Origin of the sequence: Streptomyces albus subsp. chlorinus, assembly GCF_013302895.1 — a bacterium.
Classification (GTDB): domain Bacteria; phylum Actinomycetota; class Actinomycetes; order Streptomycetales; family Streptomycetaceae; genus Streptomyces; species Streptomyces chlorinus.
This window is the reverse complement of the sequence record NZ_VJOK01000001.1, coordinates 955,562-975,032: the sequence shown is the minus strand read 5'-3', so window position 1 is coordinate 975,032 and position 19,471 is coordinate 955,562. Positions and strand designations below refer to the sequence as shown.

The 19,471-nt window shown below is 73.6% G+C and carries 15 protein-coding genes; 7 read left to right on the top strand and 8 right to left on the bottom strand.

The genetic code is table 11. The annotated features are described in order from the left end of the window. Positions 1–3: 3 nt before the first annotated feature. Positions 4–2,562 carry an ATP-dependent Clp protease ATP-binding subunit gene (locus FM076_RS04485; protein ID WP_173868630.1) on the bottom strand — a complete coding sequence of 853 codons (2,559 nt, stop codon included), beginning with the start codon at positions 2,560–2,562 and terminating at the stop codon, positions 4–6. A gap of 270 nt (positions 2,563–2,832) precedes the next feature. Between FM076_RS04485 and FM076_RS04480 the strand changes: the two genes are divergently transcribed. The 3 genes from FM076_RS04480 to FM076_RS04470 all read left to right on the top strand — a co-directional run bounded on the left by FM076_RS04480 (position 2,833) and on the right by FM076_RS04470 (position 6,484). Next, on the top strand, positions 2,833–3,747 hold the full coding sequence (locus tag FM076_RS04480) for a phosphatase PAP2 family protein (RefSeq protein ID WP_345944891.1): 915 nt from the start codon (positions 2,833–2,835) through the stop codon (positions 3,745–3,747). 501 nt (positions 3,748–4,248) lie between these two features. Next, entirely contained in the window at positions 4,249–5,988 is a 1,740-nt protein-coding gene (gene ctaD, locus FM076_RS04475; RefSeq protein WP_173868628.1) for an aa3-type cytochrome oxidase subunit I, read from the top strand. A gap of 136 nt (positions 5,989–6,124) precedes the next feature. Beyond that, positions 6,125–6,484 (top strand): hypothetical protein, encoded by a 360-nt coding sequence (locus FM076_RS04470; RefSeq protein ID WP_173868627.1) that lies wholly within the window; start codon positions 6,125–6,127, stop codon positions 6,482–6,484. Here the strand turns inward: FM076_RS04470 and FM076_RS04465 are convergent. Next, complete coding sequence (locus FM076_RS04465) at positions 6,468–7,694, bottom strand: MFS transporter (RefSeq protein ID WP_243274785.1); 1,227 nt, start codon at positions 7,692–7,694, stop codon at positions 6,468–6,470. The genes FM076_RS04470 and FM076_RS04465 overlap by 17 nt on opposite strands. Before the next feature lie 187 nt (positions 7,695–7,881). On the opposite strand from FM076_RS04465, the gene FM076_RS04460 reads away from it, so the two are divergent. Next, entirely contained in the window at positions 7,882–8,622 is a 741-nt protein-coding gene (locus FM076_RS04460; protein ID WP_243274784.1) for an AraC family transcriptional regulator, read from the top strand. Between the two features lie 30 nt (positions 8,623–8,652). Here FM076_RS04460 and FM076_RS04455 read toward each other — a convergent pair whose 3' ends face one another. The 5 genes from FM076_RS04455 to FM076_RS04430 form a co-directional block, all read right to left on the bottom strand. Continuing rightward, positions 8,653–8,997, bottom strand: coding sequence for a hypothetical protein (locus FM076_RS04455; RefSeq protein WP_173868624.1), 345 nt, complete (start codon positions 8,995–8,997; stop codon positions 8,653–8,655). Positions 8,998–9,101: 104 nt separating this feature from the next. Further along, on the bottom strand, positions 9,102–10,565 hold the full coding sequence (gene gndA, locus FM076_RS04450) for an NADP-dependent phosphogluconate dehydrogenase (protein WP_173868623.1): 1,464 nt from the start codon (positions 10,563–10,565) through the stop codon (positions 9,102–9,104). A gap of 173 nt (positions 10,566–10,738) precedes the next feature. Beyond that, positions 10,739–12,526 (bottom strand): bifunctional 3'-5' exonuclease/DNA polymerase, encoded by a 1,788-nt coding sequence (locus FM076_RS04445; protein WP_428814677.1) that lies wholly within the window; start codon positions 12,524–12,526, stop codon positions 10,739–10,741. Positions 12,527–12,595: 69 nt separating this feature from the next. Further along, positions 12,596–14,242, bottom strand: a complete 1,647-nt coding sequence (locus FM076_RS33380) for a DUF6114 domain-containing protein (protein ID WP_345944890.1) — start codon at positions 14,240–14,242, stop codon at positions 12,596–12,598. Next, positions 14,233–14,772 (bottom strand): DUF6230 family protein, encoded by a 540-nt coding sequence (locus tag FM076_RS04430; RefSeq protein WP_243274301.1) that lies wholly within the window; start codon positions 14,770–14,772, stop codon positions 14,233–14,235. The genes FM076_RS33380 and FM076_RS04430 overlap by 10 nt, the downstream gene beginning before the upstream one ends. 465 nt (positions 14,773–15,237) lie before the next feature. On the opposite strand from FM076_RS04430, the gene FM076_RS04425 reads away from it, so the two are divergent. Then, complete coding sequence (locus FM076_RS04425; protein WP_173868621.1) at positions 15,238–15,921, top strand: TetR/AcrR family transcriptional regulator; 684 nt, start codon at positions 15,238–15,240, stop codon at positions 15,919–15,921. A 132-nt stretch (positions 15,922–16,053) separates the two neighbouring features. Then, complete coding sequence (locus FM076_RS04420) at positions 16,054–16,329, top strand: GlsB/YeaQ/YmgE family stress response membrane protein (protein WP_173868620.1); 276 nt, start codon at positions 16,054–16,056, stop codon at positions 16,327–16,329. Positions 16,330–16,510: 181 nt separating this feature from the next. On the opposite strand, the gene FM076_RS04415 is transcribed toward FM076_RS04420, so the two are convergent. Then, on the bottom strand, positions 16,511–17,887 hold the full coding sequence (locus tag FM076_RS04415) for a glycoside hydrolase family 18 protein (RefSeq protein WP_243274299.1): 1,377 nt from the start codon (positions 17,885–17,887) through the stop codon (positions 16,511–16,513). Between the two features lie 363 nt (positions 17,888–18,250). On the opposite strand from FM076_RS04415, the gene FM076_RS04410 reads away from it, so the two are divergent. Continuing rightward, entirely contained in the window at positions 18,251–19,426 is a 1,176-nt protein-coding gene (locus FM076_RS04410; RefSeq protein WP_173868619.1) for an acyl-CoA dehydrogenase family protein, read from the top strand. Positions 19,427–19,471: the final 45 nt, after the last annotated feature.

Genomic DNA, 19,471 nt, shown 5'->3' with positions numbered 1-19,471 from the left:
TCCTCAGGTCGCGCCCTGGGTGCGGAAGTCCAGCTTCCCGTCCGCCACATCGACCAGCAGCCGGCTGCGGGGCTCGAGTTCCCCGCTCAGCAGCATGCGGGAGAGGCGGTTGTCCACCTCGCGCTGGATCGTGCGGCGCAGCGGCCGGGCCCCGTACTCGGGCTGGTAGCCCTGGTGGGCGAGCCAGTCGACGGCGGCGGGGGAGAAGTCGATGGACAGGCCCTGGGCGTGGACCTGCCGGCGGGTCTCCTCCAGCAGCATGTCGGTGATCTGCCGCAACTGGGCGTCGTCCAGCCGCCGGAAGATGACGATCTCGTCGATGCGGTTGAGGAACTCCGGCCGGAAGTGCTCGCGCAGCGGGCGCAGGACCCGTTCGCGCCGGGCTTCCTCGTCGGCCTCCGCCCCCTGGCCGAAGCCGAGCACCGCGCCACGCCCGGTGATGGCCTCCGAACCGAGGTTGCTGGTCATCACGATGACGGTGTTGGTGAAGTCGACAGTGCGGCCCTGGGAGTCGGTCAGCCGCCCGTCGTCGAGGACCTGGAGGAGGATGTTGAAGACGTCGGGATGCGCCTTCTCCACCTCGTCCAGCAGCAGCAGCGAGTAGGGATTGCGCCGCACCGTCTCGGTGAGCTGCCCGGCCTCGTCGTGGCCGACGTACCCGGGCGGGGCGCCGACCAGGCGGCTGACGGTGTGCCGCTCCTGGTACTCGCTCATGTCGAGCCGCACCATCTTCTCGTCGCTGCCGAACAGGGCCTCGGCCAGGGCGCGGGCCAGCTCCGTCTTGCCGACGCCCGTCGGGCCGAGGAAGAGGAAGCTGCCGATCGGCCGGTTCGGGCTGGAGAGCCCGGCCCGCGAGCGCAGCACCGCGTCCGCGACCGCGGTGACCGCCTCCTCCTGGCCGACGACCCGCTGCCGCAGCTGCTCCTCCAGACCCAGCAGCCGCTCCTTCTCGTCCTTGGTGAGATTGCTGAGGGGGATGCCGGTCTGCCGGGAGATGATGTCGGCGATGTCCTCGACCGTCACCTGAGCGATCCCGTGGTCCGGCCGGTGGTCGGTCCGCTCCTCGTCCCGGCCGATGGCCTCCTCCAGCTCGGTGAGCCGGTCGCGCAGCTCCTTGGCCCGCTCGTAGTCCTCGGCGGCCACGGCCTGGTCCTTGTCGCGGCGCACCTGCTCGGCCTCCCGCTCCAGGGCGCGCACGTCGGTGCCGCGGGTGGCGGTGCGCAGCCGTACCCGGGCCCCCGCCTGGTCCAGCAGGTCGATGGCCTTGTCCGGCAGGCAGCGACCGGTCAGATAGCGGTCGGACAGCTCCACGGCGGCCACCAGCGCCTCGTCGGTGTAGCGGACCTGGTGGTGGGCCTCGTAGCGGTCGCGCAGGCCCCGCAGGATCTCGACGGCATCCGCGGAGCTGGGCTCGGGGACCAGCACCGGCTGGAAGCGGCGGGCCAGCGCCGCGTCCTTCTCGATGTGCCGGCGGTGCTCCTCCAGCGTCGTCGCCCCGATGACATGCAGCTCACCGCGCGAGAGCGGCGGCTTGAGCATGTTGCTCGCGTCCATCGAGCCGCCCTCGCTGCCGCCTCCCGCTCCCACGACGGTGTGCAGCTCGTCGATGAAGACGATCAGGTCGTCGGTGTGGGCGCGGATCTCGTCGATGATGCCGGTGAGCCGCTCCTCGAAGTCACCGCGGTAGCGGGTGCCGGCCACGATGCTGCCGAAGTCGAGCTGGACGACCCGCCGCCCCAGCAGGTTGTCGGGGACATCCCCCTCGGCGATGCGCTGGGCCAGGCCCTCCACGACGGCGGTCTTGCCCACCCCGGCCTCGCCGATGAGGACCGGGTTGTTCTTGCCGCGCCGGGCGAGGATCTCGATGGTCTGCGCGATCTGCTCGTCGCGGCCGATGACCGGGTCGATACGCCCCTCGCGGGCCAGGTCCGTCAGATCCCGGCCGTACTTGTCGAGGGTGGGCGTGCCGCTCTCGGCCGGCTGGGGGGCGCCCCGCGCCGGTGCCTCGGGCCCGCCCTGGCCCTGGCCGGGGCCGCTGCCGGGGGCGGCGGAGCGGGGGTCGAAGCGGGCGGCGTTGAGGATCCGGCCCGCCGTGGAGTCGCGGTTGGCGGCCAGCGCGACCAGCACGTGCTCGGCGCCGATGTAGGAGGCGCCCCGGGAGCGGGCGATGTCGTGGGCGTCCAGCAGCGCCCGCTTGACCGCGGGGCTCACGGACAGGGACGTGCGCGGCGGCCCCTCCTGGGCGTCGCGGTCGATCTCGGCGGCCAGGGCGTCGGGGTCCGCCCCGGCCCGCGCCACCATGGAGTGCGTCGGCTCCGAGACTAGGGCGGCGCGCAGCAGGTGCTCGGTGTCCAGGTCGCTGCTGCCGTGCTCGGCCGCATACGACGCCGCCTGCGAGATCAGCTGCCGGGCGGGTTCGCTCATCAGGCGGAAGAAGTCGAAGTAGCGCGGGTCGCCGCGCCGGCCGCCGCCCCCGGACGGGGTGCCCCCGAGGAAGCGTGCGACGAACTCTTCGAACGGGTCCCGACCGAAGCCCCCGGGACCCATGTACCCACTGGTCATGGTGCATCCGTCCCGCTGACCCGACCGAGCCGGGCCACGCTGTGTCGACTGCGATGTGGCTACTCGACCGGGGTTCCCTGGTGCGTTCCGACGACACCCGTGCGCCGGGACGCGTACAAGGGGTCACACGGGGTTGCCGCGCTGCCCCTGCGGCCCCCGCACGCCCCCCCGCGCGGCTCCTCGTGCGGCCGGATGCGTGGACGTTTTCTACCCTTTTGGTGTGATCCGGTCACCGGTGAGGGAAGCGCCGAGCAGCGCGGAGGGCGAGCGGTGACGGCAGGCGCCGTCACGCCCTGGCTCCTGTCCGCGGGGGTCCCCCTGGCCCTTCTGGCGCTGAGCCTGCCGGCCCGGCGCCTGCGGTGGCCCCTGGTGCCCTCGCTGCTGCGCGAGGCGGGGATCGTCTCGGCGGTCTTCCTCGTCTGGCAGCTCCCCACGCGGATGTCCGCCGGGAACCTCGACGCCGCCGTGGCCCGCGCCCGCTGGATCCACCACTGGGAGCAGCGCCTCGGCCTGCCCGACGAGGCGGCCTGGCAGCACGCCGTGCTGCCCCATCCGTGGCTGGTGCAGACGGCGAACTACTACTACCTCGCCATGCACTTCGGCGCGATGGCCGCCCTGCTCGTGTGGATGTTCTGGCGACACCGGGCGGACTACGCGCGCGTGCGCACCGGCATCGTGCTGGTCACAGTGGTCTCCCTGCTGGCCCAGACCGTCGCCGTGGCACCGCCGCGCCTGGTGGCCCGGCTCGGCTTCGCCGACACGGCCGAGCGCTACGGACAGTCGGTCTACGGCGGTGGACCGGGGAGTGTCGTCGCCGACGAGCTGTCCGCCGTCCCCTCCGTGCACATCGCCTGGGCGCTGCTGATCGCCCTGGCCGTCGTCCGGATCGGCCGGCGCGGAGTGCGCTGGCTCGTGGTGGCCCACCCGGTGCTGACGCTGGTCGTGGTCGTCGTGACCGCCAACCACTTCTGGTTCGACGCCCTCGCCGCGGTCGCCGTCGTGGTGCTGTGCATGGGCCTCGGCCGGGCCGCCAGGGCCTGCCGCCGGGCCCTCACCACAGCCGCCCGCCCGGCTCGCGCCGCCCCCGACCCGCCCGCCCCCACCCCGCGGCCGGCCGGCAGCCACGGCCCCGGCGCCGCCCACCGCGACGACGACCCACCCCACGAGAAGAGCCCCCGTGGCTGACGGGCCGGCGGGGGAGGGCTGCCGCATCCGGTATCCGGTATCCGGCATTTGGGATCCGATAGTCGGCATCCGGTGCCTGGCATCTGGTAGCTCGGCATCCTGGGTATTGCATACCGCATACCGCGCGTCGCTCACCGTGTCCGACCCGGCATCGTGTGTATCGCATATTGCATACATTCGCCGTCCAACCCGGCATCCGGCGACCCCGTATCGCATACCGCATACCGCACATCGCTTCCCGCCATCCGCCATCCCCCGTCCGCCGCCCGGCAGCAGGCCGCCCGACCGGGCTCAGGCCGCCTGCCACCGGCCGGGCCGCCGGGCTGTGCCGCGCCCGGTGGGCGGCGGCGCGTCCGCGTGAATCCCGCGGCCGTTGCGCCGCCGTCCGGATGTCGCGGCCCCGGGACGGCCACCGCCGGGCTATAACCCGCAGCAGACCGGCCGGGCCGTGGCAGAACGACGGCGGCGGCCAACCGGGTGAGAAGGGGTGCCGACGTGGTGATGACGACGGAGCGTGCCGAGGGCGGAGGGGCCCCGAGCGCCACCGGACCGGCCGCACGCGGACCGGGCGCGGTGGTGGTGGCCTGGCTGACGACGACCGACCACAAGAAGATCGGCGCGCTGTACATGTGCACCGCCTTCGTCTTCTTCCTGCTGGGCGGCCTCCTCGCGCTCGGCATGCGGACGGAACTGGCCCGGCCCGGCCTCCAACTGCTGTCCAACGAGCAGTTCAACCAGGCGTTCACCATGCACGGCACGATCATGATGCTGATGTTCGCGACGCCGCTGTTCGCCGGGTTCGCCAACGCCGTGATGCCGCTGCAGATCGGCTCTCCGGACGTGGCCTTCCCCCGGCTGAACATGCTCTCCTACTGGCTCTTCCTGTTCGGCTCCCTCATCGCCATCGGCAGCTTCCTCACGCCCCAGGGCGCCGCCGACTTCGGCTGGTTCGCCTACACACCGCTCTCGGGCGGGGTGCGCACCCCCGGGCTCGGGGGCGACCTGTGGGTGATGGGGCTGGCACTCTCCGGGTTCGGCACGATTCTCGGCGCGGTCAACTTCACCGCGACCATCATCTGCATGCGGGCCCCCGGCATGACGATGTTCCGGGTGCCGATCTTCTCCTGGAACGTACTGCTCACCAGCGTGCTGGTGCTCATGGCCTTCCCCGTGCTGGCCGCCTCGCTGTTCGCGCTGGAGGCCGACCGCAAGTTCGGCGCGCACGTCTACGACGCCGCCAACGGCGGCCCGCTGCTGTGGCAGCACCTGTTCTGGTTCTTCGGCCACCCGGAGGTCTACATCGTCGCGCTGCCGTTCTTCGGCGTGATCACCGAGATCATCCCCGTCTTCGCGCGCAAACCGATCTTCGGCTACATCGGTCTGGTCGGCGCCACCATCGCCATCGCCGGGCTCTCGGTCACCGTCTGGGCGCACCACATGTTCCCCACCGGGGCGGTGCTCCTCCCGTTCTTCTCCTTCATGTCCTTCCTGATCGCCGTCCCCACGGGAGTGAAGTTCTTCAACTGGATCGGCACCATGTGGAAGGGCTCGCTCTCCTTCGAGACGCCGATGCTGTGGGCGTTCGGCTTCCTGGTCACCTTCCTGTTCGGCGGGCTGACCGGTGTGCTGCTGGCCTCGCCGCCGCTGGACTTCCACGTGACCGACAGCTACTTCGTGGTGGCCCACTTCCACTATGTGCTGTTCGGGACCGTGGTCTTCGCCATGTTCGGCGGATTCCACTTCTGGTGGCCCAAGTTCACCGGGCGGATGCTCGACGAACGGCTCGGGAAGATCCACTTCTGGACCCTCTTCGCCGGCTTCCACACCACCTTCCTCGTCCAGCACTGGCTCGGCGCCGAGGGCATGCCCCGCAGGTACGCCGACTATCTGGACGCGGACGGGTTCACCGCCCTCAACACCGTCTCCACCATCGGCGCCGCCCTGCTGGGGCTGTCCACCCTCCCGTTCCTCTACAACGTCTGGAAGACGGCCAAGTACGGGGAACGCGTCACCGTGGACGATCCCTGGGGGTACGGCCGGTCCCTGGAGTGGGTGACCTCCTGCCCGCCGCCCCGGCACAACTTCTACGCCCTGCCCCGCATCCGCTCCGAGTCCCCCGCCTTCGACTTCCACCACCCGGAGATCTCCGAGATCGACCAGATGGAGAGCACCGGACGCCGGGACGTCCTGGAGGAGGGGAAGGGAATGGCGCCGCCTCTGGGGAGGCCGGATGACCGGTGAGCCCGACAGCCGCCCCGGCCCGGACCCCGCCGTCCCACCCGACTCCGCCGTCGCCCCGCCAAGCTCTGCCGCCCCACCGGACCCCGCTGCCCCGCTCCCGCCGGACCCCGCCGGCCCAGCGGGACCCGGCCCGGCGGTGGCCGCGCGGGAGGCCGCCCGTGAGGCCGCGCGGGGTGTGGATGAACTGGAGCGCTATCTGCTGCGGCGGGCCGAGCGGCACAACGCCCACGCCGACGCCCTCTCGTTCACCGCGGAGCTGCCCTGGCTGACTCCCGCACAGCGCGAGGAGGTCGTCCGTCTCTACGTCCGCGAACGCACGGTCCTCGCCCGGCACACGCAGCGCCTCATCGAGGCGGCACTGGAGGAGACCGCGGCGCGGGACGCCGCCGCCCGCGAGGCACTGCGGCGCCGCATGTGTGTGACGGTCAGCGCGCTGCTGGGCGCCCTCGCGCTCGCCCTCTGCCTCCTCGCCCTAGCCCTCATCCCCCCGCGCTGAAGGGCTTCGGCCGCTCAGCGGGGGGCTGCCCGTCGGGCCGTGGGTCCGCGTCCCGCCGGCCGGGCACCGGTGCGGTCGGCGGCACCGGTGCCTCCGGCGCGGGCAGGGCCGGCTCGGGCAGCGTACGGGCCAGCAGCCAGGCCAGTGCGGGCATGGCGATCAGTGGTGCGAGCGCGGTGCGGAGCGAGGTCGCGTCGGCCACCGCCCCGATGACGGGACTCACCAGCCCGCCGACGCTGACCGTCAGACCGAGGGTGACGCCGCTCGCGGTGCCGACGCGCGAGGGCAGATAGTCCTGGCCGAGGGTGACCTGGAGGGAGAAGGGCACGTACAGTCCCGCGGAGGTCAGCGCGACGAACACGTACAGCGCCGGGCCGGGTATCCACACCAGCCCCGCGACGGCCACCACCGTGACCAGGTAGGAGCCGCGGACGACGGTGACCCGGTCCCACCGGCCGGCCAGCCTGCCGCCCAGCACGGTGCCGACGGCCCCGCCCAGGTAGAGCACGAACAGGGCCGCCGTCCCCGCGGCGGTACCGCCCGAGGTGCGCTCCCGGGCGTAGAGGGACAGGAACGTGCTCACCCCGACGAAGGTGACGGACCGGCAGGCCACCGCCAGCGAGAGCCGGACGAACGCGCGCCTGTCGTCGGCGGCAGCACGCGCCGCCGTCCCGGCGCCGGGAGCGTCCGGCCTCCCCAGCGCCCGCAGGACCGGCAGGCACAGCGCGCTGCCGGCCAGCGCGGGCAGGACGAGGAGTGGCGTCAGGCGCAGCCCGCCCGCCGCGATGACGGAGGCGACCAGGAGGGGCGCGGCGGCGAACCCCACGTTGCCGCCGAAGGAGAACCAGCCCATCGCCGTGTGCCGCCCGCCGCTCGCGATCCGCGCGACGCGGGCCGACTCGGGATGGTAGGCGGCGACACCGATGCCGGAGACGGCCACGCACACCAGCGTCAGCGCGTAGGAGCCGCACACGCCGCTCAGCGCGATGCCCACTCCGCCCAGGAACGTGCTGACGGGCAGCAGCCAGGGCATCGCCCACCGGTCGGTCAGCGCGCCGAACAGGGGCTGGGCCACCGAGGAGAGCAGCGACGCGGCGAGCACCAGGCCCGAGGCGGCGGCGTAGGTGTAGGCGCGCTCGGCGACGAAGAAGGGTACGAGCGCCGCCACGGCGCCCTGGTAGACGTCCACACAGCCGTGCCCGACGGCCAGCAGCGGGACGGTTGTGCGGCGGCCTGGCCCGGCGGCCCGCGGCCCCCCGGACGTGGGGACGTCGCGGTGGCGGGGGAGGCGGTGTGGGAAGGCGGGGCGGGAGGAGGCGGAGGCGCGGCGGTATCTGGACACGGCGTTCATGCTCGGGCCACGGCAGGGTGTCCCGCTTCCGATAAACTGCCAACTCCTGATGGAAATCCGCCACGAGTCGAACGCGCCGACCCGGGCCCAGTGGCTGGGCCCCGGCGCCGTCATCGACGCGCACCGCCACGACGACCACCAGATCGTCTACGCCGCCCGCGGGGTGCTGGCCGTCACCACCGACGCGGGCTCCTGGGTGGCGCCCGCCAACCGCGCCCTGTGGGTGCCGGCCGGCACCGTGCACGCGCACCAGGCCCACGGCGCACTGGAGTTGCACCTGGTCGGGCTGCCCGCCACCGTGAACCCGCTCGGTCTGGACGAGCCGGCCGCGCTGGGCGTCAGCCCCCTGCTGCGGGAGCTGATCCTCGCCTGCACCCGGCCCCCGCTGGACGAGAGCCCGCAGCGGCGGCGGCTGCGCGCCGTGCTCCTCGACCAGCTGGCCGCCTCCGCGCAGCAGCCGCTGCACCTGCCGGCACCCACAGCGCCCCGGCTGAGGGCGCTGTGCGAGATCCTGTACGCCGACCCCGCCGACAACCGCACACTGGACGAACTGGGCAGGCAGGTCGGTGCGAGCGCCCGCACCCTCTCCCGCCTGTTCCGCGCGGACCTCGGCATGACCTTCCCCCAGTGGCGCACCCAACTGCGGCTCTCGCACGCCCTGTTCCTGCTGGCCGAGGACACCCCCGTCACGACGGTGGCGCACCGGTGCGGCTGGTCGTCCGCCAGCGCCTTCATCGACGTCTTCCGGCGCACCTTCGGCCACACCCCGGGCAGCCACAGTCCCTGACGTCCCCCGGGGCAGACACCGGACCAAACGTCACAGACAGGCGATATCGACGGCACCCGGCCCGGTGGGATGCGGCTCGGGAGCCGTGGAGAAGTCCGGTGCCGCCGGCTGGGAGCCGGCGGGGGAGGGGGCGCCGGAACCCGGGGGCGCCGTCGTCCGGAGCGGGTCCGGCTCCGGTGTGTCGCACCAGCCGAAGTCGGCGCCCCGGGAGGGGCCCACGGCCGGGAGGGCGGGCGCGCCGGGCGGGCGTCGGTCCTCGGAGCCGTCCGGGCCGGACGCCGGGGGAGAAAGCCACACCGTCAGCGCGCCGCCGCACACCACCAGCACCAGCCATGCGCTCCCGGCCCACTGCCGGAGGCGCCGTTCGTCCGCCACATCCGCCCCGTTCCGCCCCGCCCCGACTCCCGGGCGCTGTCGATCACTTCGCCGCGGCGCACAGTCTGCCCCGTGGCGGGGGCACCGGACAATTCGTGGGCGGCTCAGTCCGTGCGGACCTCCGCGCGGTCGCCGCCCCAGCGGGTGTGGAAGGTCCCCTCGCGGTCGGTGCGCCGGTAGGTGTGGGCGCCGAAGTAGTCGCGCTGGGCCTGGGTGAGCGCGGCGGGCAGCCGCGCGGCGCGCAGCCCGTCGTAGTAGGCCAGCGCCCCGGACATGCCAGGCACGGGCACGCCGTGCCGTGTCGCCGCGGCGACGGTCCGGCGCCAGTCGTCCTGCGCCTCGCCCAGCTCGCGCGCGAACGCCGGGTCGGCCAGCAGCGTCGGCAGGCCGGGCCGTTCGGTGAAGGCCGCGCGGATCCGGTCGAGGAACGCGGCGCGGATGATGCAGCCCGCCCGCCAGACGGCCGCGACGGAGGCGAGGTCGATGCCCCAGCCGTACTCCTCGCTGCCCGCCCGGACCATGTCCCAGCCCTGCGCGTAGGAGATGACCTTGGACGCGTACAGCGACTGCTCGACCTGCTCGGCGAAGCGGGCCGCCTCGCCGTCCGTCATGCGGCCGCGCGCGGCCCCGGACGGTGCGGCCTCCGGCCCCGGCAGCGCAGCCGCCGCCGTGCGCAGCCGGGTGTGCCCCGACTGCGAGCGCGCGAACACCGCCTGGGCGATCCCCGGCACCGGGACGCCCAGGTCCAGCGCGGTCTGGACGGTCCAGCGGCCGGTGCCCTTCTGCTCGGCCCGGTCGGCCACCACGTCCACGAAAGGCAGGCCCGTGTCCGCGTCCGTGTGGGTGAGGACCTCGGCGGTGATCTCGATGAGGTAGGAGTCCAGCCGGCCCCGGTTCCAGCCACGGAAGACCTCGGCGATCTCGGCGGGCGCCAGACCGGCGGCCTTCCGCAACAGGTCGTACGCCTCCGCGATCAACTGCATGTCGGCGTACTCGATGCCGTTGTGCACCATCTTCACGAAGTGGCCGGCCCCGTCGGGCCCCATGTGCGCGGTGCACGGCGTGCCGTCCGGGGCGCGGGCCGCGATCTTCTCCAGCATGGGGCCCAGCGCCCGGTACGACTCCGCCGAACCGCCCGGCATGATGCTGGGGCCCAGCAGGGCGCCCTCCTCGCCGCCGGAGATCCCGGTGCCGACGAAGTGCACACCGCGCTCGCGGAGCGCGGCCTCGCGGCGGCGGGTGTCCTCGAAGTGCGCGTTGCCGCCGTCCACGAGCACATCGCCGGGCTCCAGCAGCCCGGCGAAGCGGTCCAGCACGGCGTCCGTGGGCCCGCCCGCCTTCACCATCGCCACCAGGCAGCGCGGCCGCTCCAGTGCCGCGACGAACTCCTCGGGGGAGCTGGTGGGCACGAAGTCGCCCTCGTCGCCGAACTCCTCCACCAGTTCCCGGGTGCGGGCCTCGGTGCGGTTGTGCAGGGCGACGGTGAAGCCGCTGCGGGCGAAGTTCCGCGCCAGGTTGCGTCCCATGACGGCCAATCCGGTGACACCGATCCGGGCCGAAGCGCTCATGTTTGTGCACCCCTTTCGGAGCGTCCGTGACGGGTCCGGGCACGACCCTGCCCCGTCGATCGTCCCCCGACACGTCCCGGAGCGCTCGTCCGCACGGCGGAAACCGTCCCCCGGTGGGGCGCGACGGGGCCGTCGTTCCGGCCGGGCAGGGCGTCACCCGGCCGGGGCGGGTCTCATTTGGCGTCCGCGTAGCACTCGACGACGGCCGTGGTGAAGGGGAACCGGACGGGTGTCGGCCCGAAGGCGGCGAGGGCCGCCTGCCGCCCCGCGGCGTCGATCGCCTCGCGCACCCGTTCCGCCTCCTCGGCGGGGCAGTGCACGATGACCTCGTCGTGCTGGAAGAACACCAGTTCGGCCGCCAGGCCCGCGAGCCGCTGCCGCAGCGCCGCCAGCATCAGCACCGCCCAGTCGGCCGCGCTGCCCTGCATCACGAAGTTCCGGGTGAAACGGCCCCGCGCACGCGCCGCGGGCGAGGCGCCGCCCCCGGCACGCGCCGCCGTACCGGGCCCCGTGCCACCGGCCCCCTCTCCGGCGCGCCCCCCGGCCTCCGGACCCGTGCCGGCCGCCGCCTCCTCCTCGTCCCCCTCGCCCTCACCGCGCCCCACAGGGGGACAGGTGCGCCCCAGGTGCGTCCGCACCAGGCGCCCCTCCTCACCGGCGCGGGCCGCCTCGTCCACATAGGCGACGGCGGCGGGGAAGCGTCTTCGCAGCGCCGCCAGATTCCTCAGCCCGTCGCCGCTGGTCTGGCCGTAGACGGCGCCCAGCAGGGCCAGTTTGGCCTGGTCCCGGTCCCCGGAGAACGCCCGCTCGGACAGCGCCGTGTACAGGTCCCGCTCGCTGCCCGCCACCGCCATCAGACCCGGGTCGCGCGAGACGGCCGCCAGGACCCGCGGCTCCATCTGGTCGGCGTCCGCGACCACCAGCCGCCAGCCCGGATCGGCGACCACGGCCCGCCGCACCACCTTGGGGATCTGGAGCGCGCCGCCCCCGTTCGTCGTCCACCGGCCCGAGGCCGCCCCGCCCGGGACGTACTCGGCGCGGAACCGCCCCTCCCGCACCCAGGAGCGCAGCCAGCTCCAGCCGTGCGCGGTGTAGAGCCGGTAGAGCTTCTTGTAGCGCAGCAGCGGTTCGACCGCCGGATGGTCCACCTTCCGCAGCTCCCAGGCCCGCGTCGAGCCCAGCCGGATGCCCGCGCGCGCGAACGCCTGCAGCACGTCCGCCGCCAGATCGGGCCGCACCCGCACGCCCTGCCCGAACGCGCGCGAGATCTCCTCCTCAAGCTCCACCAGGCGGCGCGGCAGACCGCTGCCCGCGTACCGCTCGCCCAGCAGCTCCGCCAGCAGCTCCCGGTGGATCTCCGCGCTCCACGGCACCCCCGCGCGGCTCATCTCCCCGGCCACGAGCGTGCCGGCCGACTCCCCGGCCAGCAGCAGCCGCATCCGGTCCGGATGCTCGGCCCGCGCCGTACGCTCCGCCTGCGCCGCGTACACCTCCAGCAGCGCCTCCAGCGGGTCCACACCGTCCGGCAGCGGCACGGGACCCGTCTCGAACAGGGACGGCTGCGGGTCCGTCTCGCGGTGCGCGGGCTGCCGGTCCGGCGGTACCGGCAGCCCGCGCAGCCTCGCCCATGCGGCGGGCAGCGAGCGCGGGTCCCCGGCCCGGCCCTCGTGGCCCAGCAGCAGCGCCTCGGCCGCCTCCACGTCGTAACACCGCTCCACCCGGACACCGGCCGCCAGCAGCTCGGGCTGGACCTGCGTCGTCGCCCGCCACACCCAGCGCGCCACCTCCGGCCGCGCCCGCACGGCCGCCGCAGCCGACTCCTCCGTCCACACCGGCCCCGCCGGACGGCCCCGCCCGTCCAGCGGACACACCCGCACCCGCCCCCCGTCCGCCGGGGCCAGCGCCCACCGTGACGCGGCCCGCACCTCCGGCATCCCACCGCCGGCCCCCGTTCCTTCCATGCCGCGAGTGTCCCAGCCGCCTCTGACAACCCCGTCCCCGCCGCACGCCCGCCCGGTGCGGGCCGTCCCCTACGGCGCCGTTCCGCCCGCGCCGAGCGTCAGCCCCTCGACGTCGATGACGTCCGAGGTCACCAGCGCCTGCTCCGCCTCGACCCGGGTCATGAAGACGAAGGGCGGCACCACGGGCGGCACCGGGAGCGTGTCGGGGGTGAAGGTGAGGCAGACAACGCCCTGCAGACAGCCGCTGAAACGGGTGAGGTAGAGCGTCACATGGCCGCTGAGACCCAACGCGTCGGCCCCCAGGGACATCGCCGGGCCCTCGTCCCTGGTCCGGAGCCGGTAGTCCGACAGCGACGCGGCCCTCATCCGCAACACCATCACCTTCAGCGGGCCCGCGCTGGTGGGGAGGGCACGGACCCCGGCGAGCGTGAAGCCCTTCGGGGCGAACCGCGTCGTCGTCACCGTGGGCGGATCCGCAGCGACCGGCCCGGGCCCGGGCCGGTCGTGCGACGCTGCCTGGTTCTGGGGCGCCGCGCGCTGCTGTGGCGCCGTCCGGTTGTGGGGCGCTGCGCGGATCGGACCCTGGGGTGCTGCCTGGGCCTCGGGGGCCGTCTGGTTGTGGGGCGCTGCGCTGCTCTGGCGCGCTGCGCGGTCCTGGGGTGCCGCGCTGTCCTGCGGCGCCGCCTCGGTTCGCGGTACCGCTCGGGCATCGGGTGCGTGGCCTGCGGCGAGGGCGGCGACGAGAAACGCGGGGAGCGCGACGGCGAGCGAGCGCACCCCGTCGGGCAGGGCCCCACGGCCCGCCCCGCCGCGCCTGTCCGGTCCGCCTCGTGCGGCCTGACCGCCGCGCTTGTCCGGCCCGCCTTGCGTGGCTCGACGATCCTGCCTGTCTGCTCCGTTCCGTGTGGCTCGACGGCCGCTCCCGTCTGGTTCGCCTTGCGTGGCACGACCGTCCTGCTCGTACCGTCCGCCGTGGCCTTGCTGCCTCTTCTGGCCTTCCTGACGGTCCCGCTCCTCCGGACCTTCCCGGCCTTCCCGGCCTTCCCGGCCTTCCCGGCCTTCCCGGCCTTCCCGGCCTTCCCGGACCCCCGAATCCTGCGGCCCTTCCCGGCCCGCCCAGCTCTCCGGACCTTCCGGGCTCTCCGGACCCTCCAAGCCCTCCGGACCTTCCCGGTCCTCCAGGCTGCTCTCCGGCCCCTCCCAGTCGGCGGCCGCCCCGGGCCGCCGCCCGGTGGCCCGGCCGCCGGGGGGCGGCCCGCGTCCGTCTTCGTCCTTCGCGGCGGGCGCCTCCAGCGGCGTCCAGCCGAACCCCAGTGCGCTGCCCGCGATTCCCAGCAGGGTGCCGAGGAGGAAGCCGCCCAGATTGGTGGCGGCGAAGGAGAGCACCGACAGCAGCAGGGCGTTGAGGCTGACATAGTGCCGGGTGTGCGGGGCGAGCCACAGGAAGAGCCCGGCGACGGCCAGCGCGGTTCCGAGGCCGATGGCCGCCAGCCCGCCCAGCCCCAGGCTGACCAGCACGGTCAGCGGGGACAGCGGTACGGCGACGAGTTCGGCGCCGCCCAGGATCAGCAGCAGTCCGCCCCAGAACGGCCGTCGGCGGCGCCAGGCGCGTGCCCGGCGGCGCGGCCCGGGCCAGGGCAGCAGGGCGTCGAGGCGTGCGCCCAGCGGGGAGAGGGCGCCGGGCCGGCCGGGCCTGCGCACCGCGTTCAGAAGCACTGCTCGCCGCCCAGGCCGACGGTCAGTTTCAGTCCCTTCAGGCGGAAGTTGCCGCCGGTGGCCGACCAGGCGTGCGACTTGACGCCCGCCACGGAGATGTCTCCTGCCTGGAGGCCGAACCTGCCGCGTTCGCCCCGGACGCCGGGGACCGCGTCCAGCCGTGAGGCGTCGCGCCCGATCTCGGCCGTGCCGAACCGGGCGTCGCCGGAGAGGTCCTCGGCGTCGATGACCAGCTTGCTCGCGGTGACCTTGCCCGCGTCCCCGCCCGCCCGGAGTGTGAAGACGGCGGTGCCCAGCGGCGTCGGCACCCGGGCGGACTGGCAGATGCTGTCCAGTTCCGCCTGGTCCAGGCCGAGCAGCGCGACGGGATGGCCCTTGCCGTCCACGGTCCGGTCCACGTCCACGTGGGAGGCGAGACCGCTGCTGGACAGCTTGCCCGAGGAGACCTGGAAGCTGGTGCCGGAGACGGCGAACGAGGCCGCCAGGGCGCCCTGTGCCATCGCGGCGCCCAGGGCGGCGACAGCCACCATCGCAGGCAGGGCGACAGCCGCTGACCTGCGCCACGACGTTTGTCCCTCGGGCAGGTGCTTCCGCCGCCGACGGCGTGTGCTGACCTCGTGCATGACTGACTCCTCGTTCGCCGGAGAACCGCCGGGCACCGTGCGCGGGTTCGAGCGGCGCAGGTGCGAGGTGCGAGGTGCGAGACAGATGTGCCTGAGCTGCGAGAGGTGCCTGGTGCGGAGGGTGGTGCGGAAGAGTGCGGAGGGTGGTGCCGAAGAGCGAGGGTGCTGACCGGACAGTGCTGCGATAGGGAACTGCTGAGCACGGAGGGTGTCCGCGGCGCGTCGAGCGCGGTGTCCGGTGCGCGCCGCGAGGCGGGAGGGGCGGCAGCCCCGCCGCTGTGGTCCGCCGGGCACCGGGAGGGTGACCAGGCCGGGACGTGAGCCGGTGTCATACTTCCCGCATCCCACCGCACTTGGAGACTAGGGCCCGATTTGAACAATAGTCAACAGCGTGGCGCGCACTCCGTCCCCGCGTCCCGCCCCACCGAGCGGTCCCAGGCGCGCCGGGCCGAACTCCTCGCCATCGGCCGCAAGTTGTTCGCCGACACTTCCTACGACGCCCTGTCCATGGACGACATCGCGCGCAGTGCGGGCGTCGCGAAGGGGCTGATCTACTACTACTTCACCAACAAGCGCGGCTACTACCTGGCGATCATCGAGGACGCGGTCGCCGAACTCGTGGTCCGGGCGACCAGCGGGCGCGACCTCCCGCGTCTGGAGCGGGTCCACCGCACCATCGAGGGTTATCTGCGGTACGCGCAGCACCATCAGGCGGCGTTCCGCACCATCGTCTCCGGGGGAGTGGGCCATGACGAGCAGGTCCTCGCCATCCACGACAGGGTGCGCGACCAGTTGCTGACCGCGATCGCCGAGGGCGCCTGGGGGCGTACAGACGTCCCCGCGCTCGCCCGGACGGCCCTGGTGGGGTGGCTGTCCTCGGTGGAGGGCGTCACTCTGGACTGGCTCTCCCGCCCCGGCGAGCTGTCCCGCGAGGAGGTCAGGGAGCTGCTCACGCGTACCCTGCGCGGCACGCTCCAGGTCATCGAGGGCTTCGACCCGGCGCTGCCCGCGCCACCGGAGAGCGAGGAGCCCGGGCCGGCCGGTGGCGGGCGGTGACCGCGTGACGGTCCGCCCCGGGGTGTGCCATGGGGTGCGGGCTTCCCTCCGCCGGTCCAGCACCGGCCGACATATCCGTGCCGCTCCGGGACACTCGGAAGTGGACGGGTCTCCTCGGCCGAGAGGGAAACCATGGATATCTCAGGCGTCATCAGCGCGCTTGTCGTCGGCGTCGTCATCGGCGCCCTCGGACGGCTCGTCCTGCCCGGCAGGCAGCGGATCGGAATCCTGTGGACGATCGTGGTGGGCATCGTCGCGGCGCTCATCGGCACGGCGATCGCCGGTGCGGCAGGCGTCGACGACACGAAGGGCTTCGACTGGATCGAACTGGTCATCCAGATCGTTCTGGCGGCGCTCGGCGTCAGCCTGCTCGACCGGGCCCGCGCCGGACGCCGGGTGGGCCGGTAGGGAGCCGGCGAGGGTCGGTGGGGCCGACGGTCGGCAGGGCCGGCGGGCGGTCGGTGGGCCGGTAGCGCCTGCTGACGCGGGGCCGGCCGAACGGTCCCCGGGGACGGTGCGGGACGTGTGACGGCCCCGTGGCGTGCTGCCACGGGGCCGCCGTGCGACCGGTGCTAGCCCTTGCCCCCGGTCACTTGATGGCCTTGATCAGCTCTCCGTTCGCCGTGTCACCGCTCAGCTCCCAGAAGAAGGCGCCGGCCAGCCCCTGCTGTGCGGCCCAGTCGCCCTTGGCGGCGATCGTCTCGGGGGTGTCGTAGCTCCACCACTGGTTGCCGCAGTGGGCGTAGGCGGTGCCGCCGATCTTGCCGGTGGCCGGGCACCGGCTCTTGAGGTCCTTGTAGTCCTCGATGCCCTGCTCGTACTTGCCCGGCGCGGGCCCGGTGGCCTTGCCGCCCGGTGCCGACTGCGTGACACCGCTCCAGCCGCGGCCGTAGAAGCCCAGCCCGTACAGCAGCTTGCTCGTCGGTACGCCGATGCTCTTCAGCTTGGCGATGGTGGCCGCGGTGTTGAAGCCCTCCTTGGGGATGCCCTGGTACGAGGTAAGCGGGGAGTGCGGCGCGGTCGGGCCCTGGGCGTCCCAGGCGCCGAAGTAGTCGTACGTCATCGGCAGGTACCAGTCGACGTACTGCGCCGCGGTCTTGTAGTCGGTGGCCTCCAGTTTGCCGCCGGGGGAGGCGTCGGCGGTGATGGCCGCCGTCACCAGCTGGCCGCCGAACTTGGCACGCAGCGCCTGCATCAGGTTGCCGAAGGCGGCACGTCCGCTGGTGTCGCAGGTCAGGCCGCAGGCGTTGGGGTACTCCCAGTCGATGTCGATGCCGTCGAAGAGCCCCTTCCAGCGGGGGTCGTTGACCAGGTTGTAGCAGGACTCGGCGAACGCGGCCGGGTTCCTGGCGGCCTCACCGAAGCCGCCGGACCAGGTCCAGCCGCCGAAGGACCACAGCACCTTCAGGTTCGGGTGCAGCTTCTTGAGCTTCAGCAGCTGGTTGAAGTTCCCGCGCAGCGGCTGGTCCCAGGTGTCGGCCTTGCCGTCCACGCTCTGGTCGGCGGTGTAGGCCTTCTCGTAGTCGGCCCAGCTGTCGCCCACGGTGCACCTGCCGCCCTGCACGTTGCCGAAGGCGTAGTTGATGTGGGTGAGCTTGTTCGCGGAGCCCGAGGTCTCGATGTTCTTGACGTGGTAATTGCGCTGGTAGACGCCCCAGTTGGTGAAGTAGCCCACCGTCTTGCCCGCCAGGGCCGACTTCTTCGCCGAGGACGCCCGCGCCGCCGAGGACGCGGATCCGGGCGTCTGTGCGGCCGACGCCCGGTCGGCCGGTGCCTTCGCCGGGGCGGCCGGCTGCCGTGGGCCGGCGGAGGCGGTGGCCGAGAGGAGCGTCGTGGCCAGTACGGCCGCGCAGAGTGCGCCCAGGAGCGCGAAGAGCCTGCGGCGGCGGGGGAGCGGGGGACGGGTGCGCCCGCCGGGTCTGGCGTGGAGCGCAGGGAAGGAGTGATGTCTGTCCGGTCCGAGCATGGTTCACCTCGCGTGTGGGGGTGCGGGGGGGGGGGTGCTGCGGCCGTGCCTGTCGTACGTTCCGGGAATGTAGAAGGACTAGACCAGTCAGTCAATGGTTCGGACCAATTTCCGTTCGCGGAACCGCAGTACGCCGTTCACACCGGTCACCGGCGGCCTCGTGCGTCCGCGCCGGTGACGGGTGCCCCTCGATCGGGCATACTCCAACTCGCCGCAGCCGCTGGTCAGCCGACGTCGCGATCCGACGGTGCAGTATCACGGCAGGGCGGCGGCACCCCGGTCCGCTGGCGGACCGGTCGCTCCCGGCGGACCGCCACACCCTTGGCGCACCCGCCGCAGTTCCGACCCGAAGGAGAGCGCACCATGCCCAAGGACGGTTCCCGGCCGGTGGAACGTGAACTGCCCACCGACGAGGCACGCGACCTGCTGGGTCTCGTACGCGACGTGGTGCGGCGCGAGGTGGGGCCGTCGGCCGCCGAGGAGGAGGCCGCCGGCGTCTTTCCGCGCGAGACCTTCCGGCTGCTCTCCCGCTCGGGCCTGCTCGGCCTGCCCTACCCCGAGGAGTACGGCGGCGGAGGCCAGCCCTACCTGGTCTACCTCCAGATCCTGGAGGAACTGGCGGCGGCGCGGCTGACCGTCGGGCTCGGCACCAGCGTGCACGCCCTGGCCTGCCACGGCCTCGCCCGCTTCGGCAGCAAGGAGCAGCGCGCCGAGTGGCTGCCCGACATGCTCGGCGGCGGCCTGCTGGGCGCCTACTGCCTCTCGGAGCCCTCCTCCGGCTCGGACGCCGCCTCCCTGCGCACCCGGGCGGTGCGCGACGGCGACCACTGGGTGCTCACCGGCACCAAGGCGTGGATCACCCACGGAGGCGTCGCCGACTTCTACACCGTCCTGGCCCGCACCGGGGAGGAGGGGCCCCGGGGCATCACCGCCTTCCTGGTGCCGGGGGACGCCGAGGGCCTGAGTGCCGCCGCCCCCGAGCGCAAGATGGGGCTGAACGGATCGCCCACGGCGCAGCTCCACCTCGACGGCGTGCGGATCCCCGACACCCGCAGGCTGGGCGAGGAGGGCCAGGGCTTCACGGTGGCCCTCTCGTCGCTGGACGACGGCCGCCTGGGCATCGCGGCCTGCGCCGTCGGCCTCGCGCAGGCGGCGCTGGACGAGGCGCTGGCCTTCACCGCCGAGCGCCATCAGTTCGGCCGCCCTCTCGCGGACTTCCAGGGCCTGCGGTTCATGCTCGCCGACATGAGCACCCAGATCGAGGCCGGCCGGTCCCTCTGCCTGACGGCCGCCCGGCGGCGCGACGCGGGCGAGCCCTACGCGCGCGAGGCGGCCATGGCCAAACTCTTCTGCACGGACACCGCCATGCGCGTCACCACGGACGCGGTCCAGCTGCTGGGCGGATACGGCTACACGGCGGACTTCCCCGTCGAGCGGTACATGCGCGAGGCCAAGGTCCTCCAGATCGTCGAGGGCACCAACCAGATCCAGCGCATGGTGATCGCCCGCCATGTGGTGGGTCCGGAGAGCAGGAGCTGACCACACGCGGCGTGGGAGCAGGAGCTGACCACACGCGGCGTCCGG